This window comes from Pseudomonas sp. PDM13, assembly GCF_025685765.1.
GTDB classification, from domain to species: domain Bacteria; phylum Pseudomonadota; class Gammaproteobacteria; order Pseudomonadales; family Pseudomonadaceae; genus Metapseudomonas; species Metapseudomonas solani.
Window position 1 is genome coordinate 346,325 of record NZ_JAOTQU010000002.1, and the last position, 16,332, is coordinate 362,656.

Here is a 16,332-nt window from a genome sequence, read left to right on the forward strand (position 1 = left end):
CCTATTGTGTAAAAAAATGAACAACGCTAAGCTCGGTCGCAACCCATAACAGCAATAAAACGGGTGTCTCATGTCTCGCCTGCCGTTCATCGGCGTCACCGCCTGCACCAAGCAGATCGGTCTGCATCCCTACCATATAGCGGGTGACAAGTATCTTCGTGCGGTAGCCCTTGGCGCCGGCGGGGTTCCGCTGATTATTCCGGCTCTCGGCGAGCTCCTCGACACGACATCCCTTCTGGCCAGTCTAGACGGCTTGCTGTTCACCGGTTCACCTTCCAACGTCGAACCCCATCTTTATTCAGGCCCGGCCAGCGAGCCCGGCACCCTCCACGACCCGCAGCGCGATGGCACCACGCTTTCGCTGATGCGCGCCGCCGTGGACGCCGGTGTGCCCGTGCTTGGCATCTGCCGGGGCTTCCAGGAAATGAACGTGGCCTTCGGCGGCACCCTGCATCAGAAGGTGCATGCGGTTGTAGGCTTCATGGATCACCGCGAGCCGGCCGATGAGCCGCTCGAGGTGCAGTATGCAACCCGCCACCCCGTGCAGATCCAGCCGGGCGGCATCCTCGCGGGCATCGGCTTGCCTGCGGAGATTCTCGTAAATTCCATTCATGGCCAGGGCGTTGAACGTCTGGCGCCGGGCCTTCACGTAGAAGCGCTGGCGCCTGACGGGTTGGTCGAATCCTGCTCGGTCGTCGGCGCGAAGAGTTTCGCGCTCGGAGTACAGTGGCACCCCGAGTGGCAGGTTCGTTCCAATCCCGATTATCTCGCCATCTTCCAGGCCTTTGGTGAGGCTTGCAGGAAGAGGGCGGGGCAACGCTGAGCTCAGCTATACCAGTTGCAGCTCTCACACCCTGAGGTCTTTATGACTACCAAGTTGGACCAGCTCACAAGCTGGTTGAAAGAACGCAAAATCACCGAAGTTGAATGCTTGATCAGCGATCTTACCGGCATTGCCCGGGGCAAGATTTCGCCGACCAACAAGTTCCTCGACGAGAAGGGCATGCGCCTCCCCGAGAGTGTGCTGCTGCAGACCGTCACCGGCGACTATGTCGAGGACGACGTTTATTACGAGCTGCTGGACCCTGCCGACATCGACATGGTCTGCCGCCCGGACGAGAACGCCGTGTTCCTCGTGCCCTGGGCGCTGGAACCTACCGCGATGGTGATCCACGACACCTTCGACAAGATGGGCAACCCCATCGAGCTGTCGCCGCGCAACATCCTCAAGAAGGTGCTCAAGCTCTACGCCGACAAGGGCTGGCGCCCGATCGTCGCGCCGGAGATGGAGTTCTACCTGACCAAGCGCAGCGACGACCCCGACTACCCGCTGCAGGCGCCGATCGGTCGTTCCGGCCGTCCGGAAACCGGCCGCCAGTCCTTCTCCATCGACGCGGCGAACGAATTCGACCCGCTGTTCGAGGACATGTACGACTGGTGCGAAGCCCAGGACCTGGACCTGGACACCCTCATCCACGAGGAAGGCCCGGCGCAGATGGAGATCAACTTCCGTCACGGCGAAGCCCTGTCCCTGGCCGACCAGATCACCGTGTTCAAGCGCACCATGCGCGAGGCCGCGCTGAAACATAACGTCGCCGCCACCTTCATGGCCAAGCCGATCACCGACCAGCCGGGCAGTGCCATGCACCTGCACCAGAGCGTGGTGGACATCAAGACCGGCAAGAACATCTTCTCCAATGAAGATGGCTCCATGAGCGAGCTGTTCCTGCACCACATCGGTGGCCTGCAGAAGTTCATCCCCGAGCTGCTGCCGCTGTTCGCCCCGAACGTGAACTCCTTCCGCCGCTTCCTGCCCGACACCTCGGCGCCGGTGAACGTGGAATGGGGCGAGGAGAACCGCACCGTGGGCCTGCGCGTTCCCGATGCCACCCCGCAGAACCGCCGCGTGGAGAACCGCCTGGCCGGCGCCGACGCCAACCCCTACCTGGCGATCGCCGCCAGCCTGCTGTGCGGCTATATAGGCATGGTCGAACAGATCAAGCCGAGCGCACAGGTGAAAGGCCGTGGTTACGAGCGTCGCAACCTGCGTCTGCCGCTGACCCTCGAAGACGCCCTCGAGCGCCTGGAGAACTGCAAGGCCCTGGAGAAATTCCTGGGTGCCAAGTTCATCAGCGCCTACGTCGCGGTGAAACGCGCCGAGCACGAGAACTTCAAGCGGGTCATCAGCTCCTGGGAGCGTGAATTCCTGCTGCTTTCCGTCTGATCCAAACGGCGTGCCGCGTTCGTGGCGCGGCACGCCAACCCAGATTTGCATAGAGGTGTAGATAATGAAGAGCCAAGTGACCAACCCCCAGACCCTTGAGTGGCAGGCACTCAGTCGCGACCACCACCTGCCGCCGTTCACCGACTATCAGGCGTTGAATGCCAAGGGCGCGCGGATCATCACCAAAGCCGACGGCGTCTACATCTGGGACAGCGAGGGCAACAAGATCCTCGACGCCATGGCCGGCCTGTGGTGCGTCAACGTCGGCTACGGCCGCGAGGAACTGGTGCAGGCGGCCACCCGCCAGATGCGCGAGCTGCCCTTCTACAACCTGTTCTTCCAGACCGCCCACCCGCCCGTCATCGAACTGGCCAAGGCCATTTCCGAGCTGGCGCCCGAGGGCATGAACCACGTGTTCTTCACCGGTTCCGGTTCCGAGGCCAACGACACCGTGCTGCGCATGGTCCGCCACTACTGGGCGACCAAGGGCCAGCCGAAGAAGAAAGTGGTCATCGGCCGCTGGAACGGCTACCACGGCTCCACCGTCGCCGGCGTCAGCCTCGGCGGCATGAAGGCGCTGCACGAGCAGGGCGACCTGCCGATCCCGGGGATCACCCACATCGCCCAGCCCTACTGGTTCGGCGAGGGTGGCGACATGGCCCCCGAAGAGTTCGGCGTCTGGGCCGCCGAGCAGTTGGAGAAGAAGATTCTCGAAGTCGGCGAGGAGAACGTCGCCGCCTTCATCGCCGAGCCCATCCAGGGCGCGGGCGGCGTGATCGTGCCGCCGGAAACCTACTGGCCGAAGATCCGCGAGATCCTCGCCCGCTACGACATCCTGTTCATCGCCGACGAAGTCATCTGCGGCTTCGGCCGTACCGGCGAGTGGTTCGGCAGCCAGTACTACGGCAACGCCCCGGACCTGATGCCCATCGCCAAGGGCCTGACCTCCGGCTACATCCCCATGGGCGGCGTGATCGTCCGTGACGAGGTGGTCGAGGTGCTCAACCAGGGCGGCGAGTTCTACCACGGCTTCACCTACTCCGGTCACCCGGTGGCCGCTGCGGTGGCGCTGGAAAACATCCGCATCCTCCGCGAAGAGAAGATCGTCGAGAAAGTGAAGGCGGAAACGGCACCGTATTTGCAACAACGCTGGCAGGAGCTGGCTGACCATCCCCTGGTTGGCGAAGCGCGTGGGGTCGGCATGGTTGGCGCCCTGGAACTGGTCAAGAACAAGAAGACCCGTGAGCGTTTCACCGATCTGGGCGTGGGCATGCAGTGCCGCGAGCACTGCTTCCGCAATGGCCTGATCATGCGTGCGGTTGGGGACACTATGATTGTTTCGCCGCCGCTGGTGATCAGTAAGGACGAGATCGACGAACTGGTGACCAAGGCCCGCAAGTGCCTCGATCTCACCGCGAGTGCAGTTCTGGGTTGAGCAATTGGGCGAGTTTGCAAACAATCGCATCCCGCGAGCTGTTGTAAGCGCGCCCCTGACCTTGCCAGACTGCGCCAGTGCGTTGGCCAGGCTCACCGGGCGGTGGCAACGCCGCTCGGACACTTAAACAACAAATGGAGCTACCCGCATGTTCAAAACCTTCGGCAAGACCTTGCTCGCCATGACGCTCGCTGGCGCTGTGGCCGGTGTGGCGCAGGCAGAAGACAAGGTGCTGCACGTCTATAACTGGTCTGACTACATCGCTCCGGAAACCGTCGAGAAGTTCACCAAGGAAACCGGCATCAAGGTCGTCTACGACGTCTTCGATTCCAACGAAACCCTTGAAGCCAAGCTTCTTGCCGGCAAATCCGGTTACGACATCGTGGTGCCGTCCAACAACTTCCTGGCCAAGCAGATCAAGGCCAAGGTCTATCAGCCGCTGGACAAGTCCAAGCTGCCGAACTGGAAGAACCTGGACCCGGACCTGCTGAAGACCGTTGAAGTGTCCGACCCGGGCAACCAGTACGCCTTCCCCTACATGTGGGGCTCCATCGGCATCGGCTACAACGTCGACAAGGTCAAGGCCGTGCTCGGCGACAAGGCTCCGGTGGACTCCTGGGACCTGCTGTTCAAGCCCGAGAACATCGAGAAGCTGAAATCCTGCGGCGTCTCCTTCCTCGACTCGCCGACCGAGATCCTGCCGATCGCCCTGCACTACCTGGGCTACAGCCCGGTCAGCCAGGACCCCAAGCAGCTCAAGGAAGCCGAGGCGCTGTTCCTCAAGATCCGTCCGCACGTGACCTACTTCCACTCCTCCAAGTACATCTCCGACCTGGCCAACGGCAACCTCTGTGTGGCCGTGGGCTACTCGGGTGACGTGTACCAGGCCAAGTCCCGCGCCGACGAGGCCAAGGCTGGCGTGAAGGTCGCGTACAACATTCCGAAGGAAGGTGCCGGCACCTTCTTCGACATGGTCGCGATCCCCGCCGACGCCGCCAACCCGGACGCCGCCTACGCCTTCATGAACTTCCTGATGAAGCCGGAAATCATGGCCGAGATCACCAACTTCGTGCAGTTCCCGAACGGTAACGCCGCCGCCACCCCGCTGGTGGACGAGGCGATCCGCACCGACCCGGGCATCTACCCGAGCAAGGAGACCATGGCCAAGCTCTACGCCTTCCCGGACCTGCCGGCCAAGGTGCAGCGCGTGATGACCCGTACCTGGACCACCATCAAGTCGGGCAAGTAAGCCGCCACCCACCCTCCGGCGCTCGCCGGAGGGTGAACCACCCCAAGAGGACCTCCTCATGCGCAATCGCCCCTGGCTGTACGGGTTGCTGGCCAGTTTCTTCGTCGTGTCCATGACACAGGCGCAGGAGCGTGTCGTGCATGTGTACAACTGGTCCGATTACATCGCCCCGGACACCCTGGAGAACTTCCAGAAGGAAACCGGGATCAAGGTGGTCTACGACGTCTTCGACTCCAACGAAACCCTCGACGGCAAGCTCGCCACCGGGCAATCCGGCTACGACGTGGTGGTCCCCACCAACCACTTCCTGGCCAAGCAGATCAAGGCCGGCACCTACCAGAAGCTGGACAAGTCCAAGCTGCCGAACCTCTCCCACCTGGACCCTGCCGTGCTGAAGAACCTCGCAGGCGGCGATCCGGGCAACGAATACTCCGTGCCCTACATGTGGGGCACCAACGGCATCGGCCTCAACGCCACCAAGGTGCGCGCCATCCTCGGTGCCGATGCCAAGCTCGATTCCTGGTCGCTGCTGTTCGACCCCGACGTGGTCAAGCAGCTCACCCCGTGCGGCGTCGCCCTGATCGATTCCGGCGATGAAGTCATGCCGCAGATGATCAACTACCTCGGCGGCTCGCCCCATACCCACGAGCGTGCCGACTACGACAAGGCCACCGCCCAGCTGCTCAAGGTGCGCCCGTACATCACCTACTTCCACTCCTCCAAGTCCATCGGCGACCTGGCCAACGGCGACATCTGCATCGCCTTCGGCTACTCCGGCGACATGCTCCAGGCCGCCAGCCGCGCCGAAGAGGCCGGGCGCAAGGACGAGATCATCTACGTCATCCCCAAGGAAGGCACCGCCATGTGGGCGGACATGCTGGCCATCCCCCGGGACGCCAAGCACGTGGAAGAGGCGCATATCTTCATCAACTACCTGATGCGCCCGGATGTGATCGCCAAGATCAGCGACTACGTTTCCTATGCCAATGCCAACAAGGATGCGACCGCGCTGGTGGATGCCAGCGTGCGCGAGAACCCCGGCGTCTACCCCTCGCCGGAAGTGATGGCCAAGCTCTACGTGGCCCGGGAGCGCCCGCGCGATGTCCAGCGCTGGCTGACCCGTGACTGGACCCGGATAAAAAGCGGTCGTTGAAGCGACAACCCGATAAGAAACTCCGCAGCGCGCCCCGGTGCGCCAGCGGCCCGGCATATCAAGAGGATTAAAGTGTGCGAGTTTCCTTCTGCAAAACCCTGATCACCGCCGCCGTGCTGACCCTGGCTTCACAGGCCCACGCCGAGCAGACGGTGCACATCTACAACTGGTCCGACTACATCGGCGAGACCACCCTGGCGGACTTCCAGAAAGAGACCGGCATCAAGCCCGTCTACGACGTCTTCGACTCCAACGAAACCCTCGAAGGCAAGCTCCTGGCCGGTCGCACCGGGTATGACGTGGTGGTCCCCTCCAACCACTTCCTCGGCAAGCAGATCAAGGCCGGCGCCTTCCAGAAACTGGACCGCAGCCAGCTGAAGAACTGGGACAACCTCGATCCCGCGCTGCTCAAGCGCCTGGAAGCCAACGACCCCGGCAACCAGTACTCCGTCCCCTACCTCTGGGGCACCAACGGCATCGGCTACAACGCCGAGAAGGTCAAGGCCGTGCTCGGCGTCGACAAGATCGACTCCTGGTCGGTGATCTTCGAACCCGAGAACATCAAGAAGCTCAGCCAGTGCGGCGTGGCCTTCCTCGACTCGGCCGACGAAATGATTCCGGCCATGCTCAATTACCTGGGCCTGAACCCCAACAGCAAGAACCCGGACGACTACAAGAAAGCCGAGGCCAAGCTGATGGAGGTACGCCCCTACATCACCTATTTCCACTCCTCCAAGTACATCGGTGACCTGGCCAACGGCGACATCTGCGTCGCGGCGGGCTTCTCCGGTGACATCTTCCAGGCCGCCGCGCGCGCCGAGGAAGCCGGCAAGGGCGTCGAAATCGCCTATGCGATCCCGAAAGAGGGCGGCAACCTGTGGTTCGACATGGTCGCCGTGCCGGCCGATGCCGCCAACGCCAAGGAAGCCCACGCCTTCATCGACTACCTGCTGCGCCCCGAAGTCATCGCCAAGGTCAGCGACTACGTGGGCTACGCCAACCCGAACACCAAGTCGGGCGAATTCATGAATCAGGAAGTGCGTGACGACGCGTCCGTGTACCCGCCACAAGCGGTGCTGGACAAGCTGTACGTCTCGGAGGAACTGCCTCCGAAGGTGCAACGGCTGATGACCCGTAGCTGGACCAAGGTCAAGTCGGGCAAATGATCGGGGGCGGGCCGCGCGGCTTGGGGTTGCGCGGCCCCGCACCAGAGCGGGCGACGAGCGGGTCAGGACGCGCGTCTCGCGCCTAACGAGCGATACTCAACGCAACCGGCCATAATGGTCGGCTAGCAAGAATTGGGAGTGTGGTAATGGCAATAGCCTCCGGTGCCTACAAGAAAGCCCTCGAGGGCAACCAGCAACCCAAAGAGGTGCTGGTCAAGATCGACCGGGTGACCAAGCAGTTCGACGAGACCCTTGCGGTGGACGACGTTTCGCTGACCATCAACAAGGGCGAGATCTTCGCCCTGCTGGGTGGTTCCGGCTCGGGCAAGTCGACCCTGCTGCGCATGCTGGCGGGTTTCGAGCGTCCGACTGAAGGTCGCATCTTCCTCGACGGCGTCGATATCACCGACATGCCGCCCTACGAGCGGCCGATCAACATGATGTTCCAGTCCTATGCGCTCTTCCCGCATATGACTGTTGCGCAGAACATCGCCTTCGGACTCAAACAAGACCGTCTGCCCGCCGCCGAGATCGACGAGCGCGTCACCGAGATGCTCAAGCTCGTGCAGATGACCCAGTACGCCAAGCGCAAGCCGCACCAGCTGTCCGGTGGCCAGCGTCAGCGCGTGGCCCTGGCCCGTTCGCTGGCCAAGCGTCCCAAGCTGCTGCTGCTCGACGAGCCCATGGGCGCCCTGGACAAGAAGCTGCGTTCGCAGATGCAGCTGGAACTGGTGGAGATCATCGAGCGCGTCGGCGTGACCTGCGTCATGGTGACCCACGACCAGGAAGAGGCCATGACCATGGCCCAGCGCATCGCCATCATGCACCTGGGCTGCATCGAGCAGATCGGCAGCCCGGTGGACATCTACGAAACCCCCATCAGCCGCCTGGTGTGCGAGTTCATCGGCAACGTCAACCTGTTCGACGGCGAAGTGGTGGAAGACCTCGAGGCCCACGCCCTGATCGCCTGCCCCGAGCTGGAGCGTCCGATCTACGTCGGCCACGGTGTGACCACCTCGGTGCAGGACAAGCGCATCACCTACGCCCTGCGCCCCGAGAAGCTGCTGGTCACCACCGAGCAGCCCACCTGCGAGTACAACTGGTCCCGCGGCAAGATCCACGACATCGCCTACCTCGGCGGTCACTCGGTGTTCTACGTCAAGCTGCCCGGCGGCTCCATCGTCCAGTCCTTCGTCGCCAACGCCGAGCGTCGCGGCGCGCGTCCGACCTGGGACGATGAAGTCTTCGTATGGTGGGAGGACGACAGCGGGGTGGTGCTGCGCTCATGAAAATATCCAGACTGAAGAAACGCCTGCCCACGGGCCGGCACGCGGTGATCGGGATTCCGTTCGTCTGGCTGTTCCTGTTCTTCCTGCTGCCCTTCGCCATCGTGCTGAAGATCAGCTTCGCGGAAGCGGACGTGGCGATCCCGCCCTACACCGAGATCTACACCTGGGCCGACAACCAGCTGCAGCTCGTCCTCAACCTCGGCAACTACTTCATGCTGAGCGAGGACGAACTCTACCTGGCCGCCTACCTGGGCTCCCTGAAGATGGCCTTCTTCAGCACCCTGCTGTGCCTCCTGATCGGCTACCCGATGGCCTACGCCATCGCCCGTGCCGGCAAGGAAGCCCAGACCGTGCTGCTGCTGCTGATCATGATGCCGACCTGGACCGCCATCCTCATCCGCGTCTACGCCTGGATGGGCATCCTCAGCAACAACGGCCTGCTCAACAGCTTCCTGATGGGCATCGGCCTGATCAGCGAGCCGCTGCAGATCCTCAACACCAACACCGCGGTCTACATCGGCGTGGTCTATTCCTACCTGCCGTTCATGATCCTGCCGCTGTTCGCCAACCTGGTGAAGCACGACCAGAGCCTGCTGGAAGCCGCCTCGGACCTCGGTTCGAGCAACTTCAACAGCTTCTGGAAGATCACCGTGCCGCTGTCCAAGAACGGCATCATCGCCGGCAGCATGCTGGTGTTCATCCCGGTGGTGGGCGAGTTCGTCATCCCCGAACTGCTCGGCGGCCCGGAGACCCTGATGATCGGCAAGGTGCTGTGGCAGGAGTTCTTCAACAACCGCGACTGGCCGGTGGCGTCCGCGCTGGCAGTGGTGATGCTGGCGATCCTCATCGTCCCGATCATCCTGTTCAACCGTAACCAAGCCAAGGAACTGGAGGGCAAGGTATGAAGCGCTTCAGTTTCTCCAACGTGATGCTCTGGGTCGGCCTGCTGTTCATCTACCTGCCGATGCTCATCCTGGTCATCTACTCGTTCAACGCCTCCAAGCTGGTAACGGTCTGGGGCGGCTGGTCGGTGAAGTGGTACGTCGGCCTGCTGGACAACTCCCAGCTGATGAACTCGGTGATGCGCTCCCTGGAGATCGCCTGCTATACCGCCATCGCGGCGGTGGCGCTGGGCACCCTGGCGGCCTTCGTCCTGACCCGTATCCCGCGCTTCCGTGGCCGCACGCTGTTCGGCGGCCTGGTCACCGCGCCGCTGGTCATGCCCGAGGTCATCACCGGTCTGTCGCTGCTGCTGCTGTTCGTGGCCATGGCGCAACTGATCGGCTGGCCCCAGGAGCGTGGCATCGTCACCATCTGGATCGCCCACACCACCTTCTGCTCGGCCTACGTGGCCATCGTGGTGTCGGCGCGCCTGCGTGAGCTGGACCTGTCCATCGAGGAGGCCGCCATGGACCTCGGGGCGCGTCCGTGGAAGGTGTTCATCCTGATCACCATCCCGATGATCGCGCCGTCGCTGGCGGCGGGCGGCATGATGTCCTTCGCCCTGTCCCTGGACGACCTGGTGCTGGCGAGCTTCGTTTCCGGCCCCGGTTCCACCACCCTGCCGATGGAAGTGTTCTCCGCCGTGCGCCTGGGTGTGAAACCGGAGATCAACGCCGTGGCCAGCCTGATCCTGCTGACCGTGTCGCTGTTCACCTTCTTCGCCTGGTACTTCAGCCGCCAGGCCGAAGAGCGTCGCAAGCGCGCCATCCAGGAAGCCATGGAATCCATGGCCGCCGAAGCCGCGTCCAGCAACAAGCGCGGTGGGGCCAGCCAACCGGCCTGAGCCTCGCGGTAACGGAAAAGGCCACCCTCTGGTGGCCTTTTCATTTCCGCTTCCGTATTCAGCGACAACCGTAGCCCGGGCTTCAGCCCGGGAGCGCCAGGTGAACTGGCGCGCCGCCTCTACTTCGGTTTTCCTGATCCCGGGCGGTCAGTGCATCTCTTCGAGGTCGTCGTGGAGCAGGCCGAGGATCTCGCGCTTCATCTCGATGAAGGCGCGGTCCATCACCATGTCCAGCTCGCGCGGGCGGGGGATGGGCACGTCGAGCTCGCGCTTGATGTGGCCGGGGCGGGCGCCCATGACGTAGATGCGGTCGCCCAGCAGGATGGCTTCGTCTATGTCGTGGGTGACGAACACCACGGTCTTCTTGCTGTGCTCCCACACCCGCAGCAACAGCTTCTGCATCTGCATGCGGGTCTGGCTGTCGAGGGCGCCGAAGGGCTCATCCATCAGCAGGATCTGCGGGTCGTTGGCCAGTGCGCGGGCGATGGCCACGCGCTGCATCATGCCGCCGGAGAGCTGCTTGGGGTAATGCCCGGCGAAGGGCGCCAGGCCCACTTCGGCCAGGTAGAAGTCGACGATCTCCTGGCGCTCGCCCTTGGGCATGCCCTTGCGCTTGAGGCCGAACTCGATGTTCTCGCGCACGTTGAGCCAGGGGAACAGGGTGTAGCCCTGGAACACCATGCCGCGATCGGCGCCGGGCCCGTCGACCCGCTTGCCGCCGACATGGATCTCCCCCGACGTGGGTTCGGCCAGGCCGGCGGTGAGGTACAGCAGGCTCGACTTGCCGCAGCCGGAGGGGCCCACGAGCACGGCGAACTGCTGGTCCGGCACGCTCAGGGAGACGTTCTCCAGCGCGGCGAAGGTCTTGCCGCCCGGGCTCTGGTAGCGCAGGCAGACGTTCTCCACCCGCAGGCGTTCGTTGGGGGTTGCGGCCGCAGCGGGGGCGGCCATGGCTTGATCGTGCATGGCTGCTACTGCGCCCATGAGGCCACCTTCAGTCGGAGGAGTCGGAACAGTTGATCGGTCACCAGCCCGAGCAGGCCGATGATGGCGATGGCGAGGAAGATCACGTCCACCTGGAAGCCGCGCATGGCCTTCAGGCTGATGTAGCCCAGGCCGCTGCTGGCGGCCACCAGTTCGGCCACCACCAGGTAGGTCCAGGCCCAGCCCATGGTCACCCGCAGGGTGTCCAGCACGCCGGGCAGGGAGGCCGGGCCGAGCACGTGGAGCACCACGTCGCGGCGGCTCGAACCCAGGGTGTAGGAGGCGTTGATCAGATCCCGCGAGACGCCCTTGGAAACGTCCGCGATCATCACCAACTGCTGGAAGAACACGCCGAAGATGATCACCGTCACCCGCTGCTCCAGGCCGATGCCGATCCACAGGATGAACAGCGGCACGAAGGAGGTCACCGGCAGGTAACGAACGAAGTTCACCAGCGGTTCGAGGAAGGCCTGGACGATGCGGAAGCTGCCCATCAGCAGCCCCAGCGGCACCGCCACCAGGGACGACACCGCGAAGCCGATGAGCACCACCTCGACACTCGCCAGCACGTGCTTGCCGAGGGTGCCGTCGCCGGCCAGCCGCGCGGCCGCTTCCAGCACCGCGCCCGGGGTGGGCAGGAACATCGCCGGCACCACGCCGCCGTAGGAAAGCCCGGCCCAGAGGCCGAGCACCAGCAGCCAGCCGAGGCTGCCCGCACCGAGTATCAGCTTCGCCGGCAGCTCGACCTTGGGGGTCAGGCAGCGGTTCAGCCAGGAGTGTCGAGAAGGCATGGTCGGCTCCCTTACTGGCTGACGAAGCGGGTGTCGACGAGGTCGTCGTAGCTGACCTCGTAGCGCTTGCCCTGCAGGGCACTCCAGGTCTCGTTGGCCAGGCGGATCACGCCCTTGATGTCACCGGGCTTGCCGGGCACGCCAAGCAGCTTCTCGCTCATGGCCTGGTCATAGAAGCGCACGCCCTTGGCGGCGTTGGACAGCTCCACCGGATCGGCCAGGTAGCCGCCGACGCCCTTGGCCATGATCTCGTGGGCCTTCTCGGGGTTGTCCTGGGTGAACTGCACGGCCTTGTACAGGCCCTTGACCAGCGCCTTCACGTCCTCGGGCTGCTTGTCGATCACATCGCAGGACAGCGCCACCACGTCGACGATCACGCCGGGGGTCGTGCTGCTGTCCACCAGCACCTTGCCTTCGCCCTTCTGGCGCACCAGCGACAGGTGCGGCTCCCAGGTCACGGCGGCGGGCACGCGGCCGGCGATGAAGGCGGTGGCGGCGTCGTCGGCCGTCATGTTCTGGATGTCCAGGTCGGCCATGGTCATGCCGTTGTGCTTGAGCAGGTACGACAGCCAGAACTGCGAGACCGAGCCCTCGTTCACCGCCACCGACTGGCCCTTGAGGTCCTTCAGGCTGGTGACGTCCTTGCCCACCAGCACGCCGTCGCCGCCGTAGCTTTCGTCCAGCGCGGCGACCGCCTTGAAGCAGAAATCCTTGGAGCGGTACTTGAGCACCTCGTCGATGGTGGAGGCCGAACCGGACAGCTTCCCGGAGGCCTGGGCCGCCATGTACATCGAGGCTTCCTCGATGGTGGTCAGTTCCAGGTCCAGGCCCAGCTCCTTGAAGTAGCCCAGGTCGCGGGCCAGGTACAGCGTGCCGTAGCCGACCCAGGTGGTATGGCCGATGGACAGGGTGCCCGCCTGGGCGCCGGCGGCGCCGACCGCCAACGCGGTGCAGGTGAGGGGAAGGGTGAAGCGACGTAGCAAGGACTTGATCATGGAACACTCCCGCATTAGTTGTTGGAATTGCTGGGCAGTACGGGCCATTGGCCGAATTCGTTCCGCGCCCCGGGCCTGCATGGGCTCGGGGTCCTGTTCTGCTGCGGCCCCTTCCATGGGCCCTGTGTCGTTCGGTGCGTCTGATGCGGCGCATCGCCGTGGAGCGGGACCGGGTCATCGCGGCGCCGGCCTCGAGGGCCGCCACCTACGCTGTACTCGGTCGTAGGGTGGGCTTCAGCCCACCGTTTCCTCCTGCACCGGGGCCTGGAGATGGCCCCGGTTTATCTAGCCGTTGGGAAGGACGGGGCACGGCTGTGGCTCCGTCGCGGGTCAATACATCGCTGGTGGGCTGAAGCCCACCCTACGGTGCTGAAGCGGAGCGCCGCCCGGCCCACCCTACGGTGCTGTCTAGAGGTCAGCCGCGGCCGATCTCCTGGGCCGTGCGCTCCACCGCGCGGCGGGTCTTGTCGATCAGCTCGTCGATGTCCGCGCGGGTCGCCACCAGGGCGGGCGCCATGATCATCCGGCCCAGGGTGGAGCGGATGATCACGCCCTCCTCGAAGCCGAGGGTGCGGCAGCGCCAGGCGATGTCGTTCTCGTTGTCGAAGCGCTTGCGCGTGGCCTTGTCCTCGACGAACTGCAGGGCCGCCACCAGGCCGGTGCCCTGGATCTCGCCGATCAGCGGGTGCTTGCCGAACACCTCGCGCAGGCACTGCTGCAGGTAGGGGCCGGTGTCGTTCTTCACCTGGGTGACCACGCCCTCGTCGCGCAGCGCCTTGAGGTTGGCGATGGCCACGGCGGCGGCCACCGGGTGCCCGGAGTAGGTCAGGCCGTGGGCGAACACGCCGCCCTGTTCCACCAGCACCTCGGCGATGCGCTTGCCCAGCACCAGGCCACCCATGGGGATGTAGCCGGAGGTCAGGCCCTTGGCGATGGACAGGGTGTCGGGCTGGAAGCCGAAGTGCTGGTGGGCGAACCATTCGCCGGTGCGGCCGAAGCCACCGATCACCTCGTCTGCGCACAGCAGCACGTCGTACTGGCGGCAGATGCGCTGGATCTCCGGCCAGTAGCTCTCCGGCGGGAAGATCATCCCGCCCGCGCCCTGGAAGGGCTCGGCGATGAAGCCGGCGACATTGTCGGCACCCAGTTCGAGGATCTTCTCCTCCAGCTGGCGGGCGCAGCGCAGGCCGAATTCGGCTGGGGTCAGGCCGCCGCCCTGGGCGAACCAGTAGGGCTCGTCGATGTGGGCGACGTCGGGGATCAGCCCACCCATCTCGTGCATGAACTTCATCCCGCCCAGGGCGGTGGCCGCCAGGGTGGAGCCGTGGTAACCGTTCCAGCGGCCGATCATCACCTTCTTCTGCGGCTTGCCGAGGATCTGCCAGTAGCGGCGCACGGTGCGGATCAGCACCTCGTTGGCCTCGGAACCGGAGTTGGTGTAGATGGCGTGGCTGTAGTGGGCCGGCAACAGGCTGAAGAGCAGCTCGGAGAGCTCCACCACTGCCGGGTGGGTGGTGTGGAAGAACATGTTGTAGTACGGCAGTTGCTCCAGCTGGGCGCTGGCGGCCGCGGCCAGGTCCTTGCGGCCGTAGCCCAGGTTGGTGCACCACAGGCCGGACATGCCGTCGAGGTAGCGTTTGCCGTCGTTGTCCCACAGGTGCAGGCCTTCGCCGCGCACCATCACGCGCGGGCCTTCGGCGTTCAGCGCTTTCTGGTCGAGGAAGGCGTGGATGTGGTGCGCGGCATCGGCTGCCTGGTAGTCCTCGGTGCTGCGCTGCGGGGTGGTGGGAGCGTTCATGGTCTTCTCCTGCTCGTCAAAGGGGTTCGGGGGAAAGGGCGGCGCGGATGATCGGCGCCGGCTCGGAAGGGGTCAGCGGCTCGGGCACGAACAGCGGCTTGCGCATCACCAGCTTGATCCAGGCGATGGCGATCACCGAGATCAGGCCGAGCACCACGCCGGCGGTGCCGAAGATCCTCGCGGTCATCTCCGGGGCCGGGGAGACGTGGTAGATGGCAAAGAGCATGCCGACGATGCCGAGCACCTGGGGCCAGGGGTAGAAAGGCGAGCGGAACGGCCGGGCCATGTGCGGGTAGCGGCGGCGCAGGGCGATCACGTCGACGTGCACGATGATGTAGGCCAGCAGCCAGGCCAGCGCGGCGGACAACAGCAGCAGGCTGATGGAGTCCGGGTCCTGGCCCAGCAGGAGGATCGGCAGGCCGGTGATGCCGGCGATGAACAGCACCGCCACCCAGGGCGTGCGGGTGCGCTCGCCGAGGCGCTTGAACTGCGGGAAGGCCTGGCCGTTCTGGGCCATGCCGTAGAGCATGCGCGGCAGGGCGGCGAGGGAGGAGTTCACCGTGCTGCAGGTGGCGGTCACCGCGGCGGCCACCAGGAACAGCTTGCCGGCCTCGCCGAACACCGAGGTGGCGAAGAGGAAGTGCGGCAGCGGGTCGGCGGCCAGTTGCTCGCGGGGGATGCACAGCAGCGCGCCCAGGCAGTAGAGGATGATGATGCCGAAGATCAGGGTCAGGCCGATGATCATCGAGCGCGGGATGTTGCGTTCCGGGCGGCGGGTCTCCTCTACCAGCGGGCAGACGAACTCGGCGCCGACGAAGCCCCAGATGGCCATGGCCGCCAGGGTCAGCGCGCCGGCTTCCAGGGGGTTCCAGCCCTGGTCCAGGGGCGTGGCCAGGCTGGCCGAATCGCTGCTGATGGCGCCCATGCCGAGCACCAGCAGGGTCACCACCATCACCAGGGCCAGGGCGTTCTGCAGGCGGGCGAAGACGTCGATGCCCAGCAGGTTGAAGACGGTGAACAGGGCGAGCACGCCGTAGGCCACCAGCATCGGCGGCAGCGCGCCGGGGTAGACCTTGCCGACGATCAGGTCGAGGAGCAGCAGCTCCGCCGAGAGGGCGAACATGGCCACCACCATGTAGCCGGAGAAGGTGGCGAGGATGGCCGGGAAGTGGCCGATGGCGACTTCGGTGTAGCTGCTCAGGCTACCGGCGCGGGGGATCATCAGCGACAGCTCGGAAAACGACAGGGCATAGGTCAGTGCCAGCAGGTAGGCGATGCCCAGGGGGATGATGAAGCCCAGCCCGGCCAGGCCGGCCCCTTGCAGCATCAGCACCATCACGCCCTGGGACACCACCAGGCCGACGGCGACCGCCACCAGCGAGCCCAGCCCGAGGACGCGGCGCAGGCCGCCCGATGGCCCCGTGGCAGGGATGGAAACATTCGCACTCATGACATGCTCCTG

General features: G+C 64.7%; 14 protein-coding genes. 9 read left to right on the forward strand and 5 right to left on the reverse strand.

The features are described 5' to 3' along the window. Nucleotides 1-70 precede the first annotated feature (70 nt). From OEJ36_RS03605 to OEJ36_RS03645, 9 genes are all read left to right on the forward strand, one after another. Complete coding sequence (locus OEJ36_RS03605; RefSeq protein WP_263400411.1) at nucleotides 71-823, forward strand: gamma-glutamyl-gamma-aminobutyrate hydrolase family protein; 753 nt, start codon at nucleotides 71-73, stop codon at nucleotides 821-823. Between the two features lie 42 nt (nucleotides 824-865). Beyond that, nucleotides 866-2,224, forward strand: coding sequence for a glutamine synthetase family protein (locus OEJ36_RS03610; RefSeq protein ID WP_263400412.1), 1,359 nt, complete (start codon nucleotides 866-868; stop codon nucleotides 2,222-2,224). 64 nt (nucleotides 2,225-2,288) lie between these two features. Then, nucleotides 2,289-3,659, forward strand: coding sequence for an aspartate aminotransferase family protein (locus OEJ36_RS03615; RefSeq protein ID WP_021218247.1), 1,371 nt, complete (start codon nucleotides 2,289-2,291; stop codon nucleotides 3,657-3,659). A gap of 148 nt (nucleotides 3,660-3,807) precedes the next feature. Continuing rightward, on the forward strand, nucleotides 3,808-4,908 hold the full coding sequence (locus tag OEJ36_RS03620; protein ID WP_263400413.1) for a polyamine ABC transporter substrate-binding protein: 1,101 nt from the start codon (nucleotides 3,808-3,810) through the stop codon (nucleotides 4,906-4,908). A 58-nt stretch (nucleotides 4,909-4,966) separates the two neighbouring features. Continuing rightward, on the forward strand, nucleotides 4,967-6,061 hold the full coding sequence (locus OEJ36_RS03625) for a polyamine ABC transporter substrate-binding protein (protein ID WP_411860958.1): 1,095 nt from the start codon (nucleotides 4,967-4,969) through the stop codon (nucleotides 6,059-6,061). Between the two features lie 74 nt (nucleotides 6,062-6,135). Further along, on the forward strand, nucleotides 6,136-7,227 hold the full coding sequence (locus OEJ36_RS03630) for a polyamine ABC transporter substrate-binding protein (protein WP_263400414.1): 1,092 nt from the start codon (nucleotides 6,136-6,138) through the stop codon (nucleotides 7,225-7,227). Between the two features lie 146 nt (nucleotides 7,228-7,373). Further along, nucleotides 7,374-8,516, forward strand: coding sequence for a polyamine ABC transporter ATP-binding protein (gene potA / locus OEJ36_RS03635; RefSeq protein ID WP_111263689.1), 1,143 nt, complete (start codon nucleotides 7,374-7,376; stop codon nucleotides 8,514-8,516). Between the two features lie 23 nt (nucleotides 8,517-8,539). Then, nucleotides 8,540-9,421, forward strand: a complete 882-nt coding sequence (locus tag OEJ36_RS03640) for an ABC transporter permease subunit (RefSeq protein ID WP_263400441.1) — start codon at nucleotides 8,540-8,542, stop codon at nucleotides 9,419-9,421. Next, nucleotides 9,418-10,302, forward strand: a complete 885-nt coding sequence (locus tag OEJ36_RS03645) for an ABC transporter permease subunit (RefSeq protein ID WP_021218253.1) — start codon at nucleotides 9,418-9,420, stop codon at nucleotides 10,300-10,302. Before OEJ36_RS03640 ends, OEJ36_RS03645 begins: the two co-directional genes overlap by 4 nt. Nucleotides 10,303-10,449: 147 nt before the next feature. On the opposite strand, the gene OEJ36_RS03650 is transcribed toward OEJ36_RS03645, so the two are convergent. From OEJ36_RS03650 to OEJ36_RS03670, 5 genes are all read right to left on the reverse strand, one after another. Beyond that, nucleotides 10,450-11,286 carry an ABC transporter ATP-binding protein gene (locus tag OEJ36_RS03650; RefSeq protein WP_263400415.1) on the reverse strand — a complete coding sequence of 279 codons (837 nt, stop codon included), beginning with the start codon at nucleotides 11,284-11,286 and terminating at the stop codon, nucleotides 10,450-10,452. After that, complete coding sequence (locus tag OEJ36_RS03655) at nucleotides 11,274-12,077, reverse strand: ABC transporter permease (protein WP_021218256.1); 804 nt, start codon at nucleotides 12,075-12,077, stop codon at nucleotides 11,274-11,276. The genes OEJ36_RS03650 and OEJ36_RS03655 overlap by 13 nt, the downstream gene beginning before the upstream one ends. A gap of 11 nt (nucleotides 12,078-12,088) precedes the next feature. Continuing rightward, entirely contained in the window at nucleotides 12,089-13,072 is a 984-nt protein-coding gene (locus OEJ36_RS03660) for an ABC transporter substrate-binding protein (protein ID WP_263400416.1), read from the reverse strand. A 415-nt stretch (nucleotides 13,073-13,487) separates the two neighbouring features. Next, nucleotides 13,488-14,870 (reverse strand): aspartate aminotransferase family protein, encoded by a 1,383-nt coding sequence (locus OEJ36_RS03665; RefSeq protein WP_263400417.1) that lies wholly within the window; start codon nucleotides 14,868-14,870, stop codon nucleotides 13,488-13,490. Nucleotides 14,871-14,886: 16 nt separating this feature from the next. Beyond that, entirely contained in the window at nucleotides 14,887-16,320 is a 1,434-nt protein-coding gene (locus tag OEJ36_RS03670; protein WP_263400418.1) for an APC family permease, read from the reverse strand. Nucleotides 16,321-16,332: the final 12 nt, after the last annotated feature.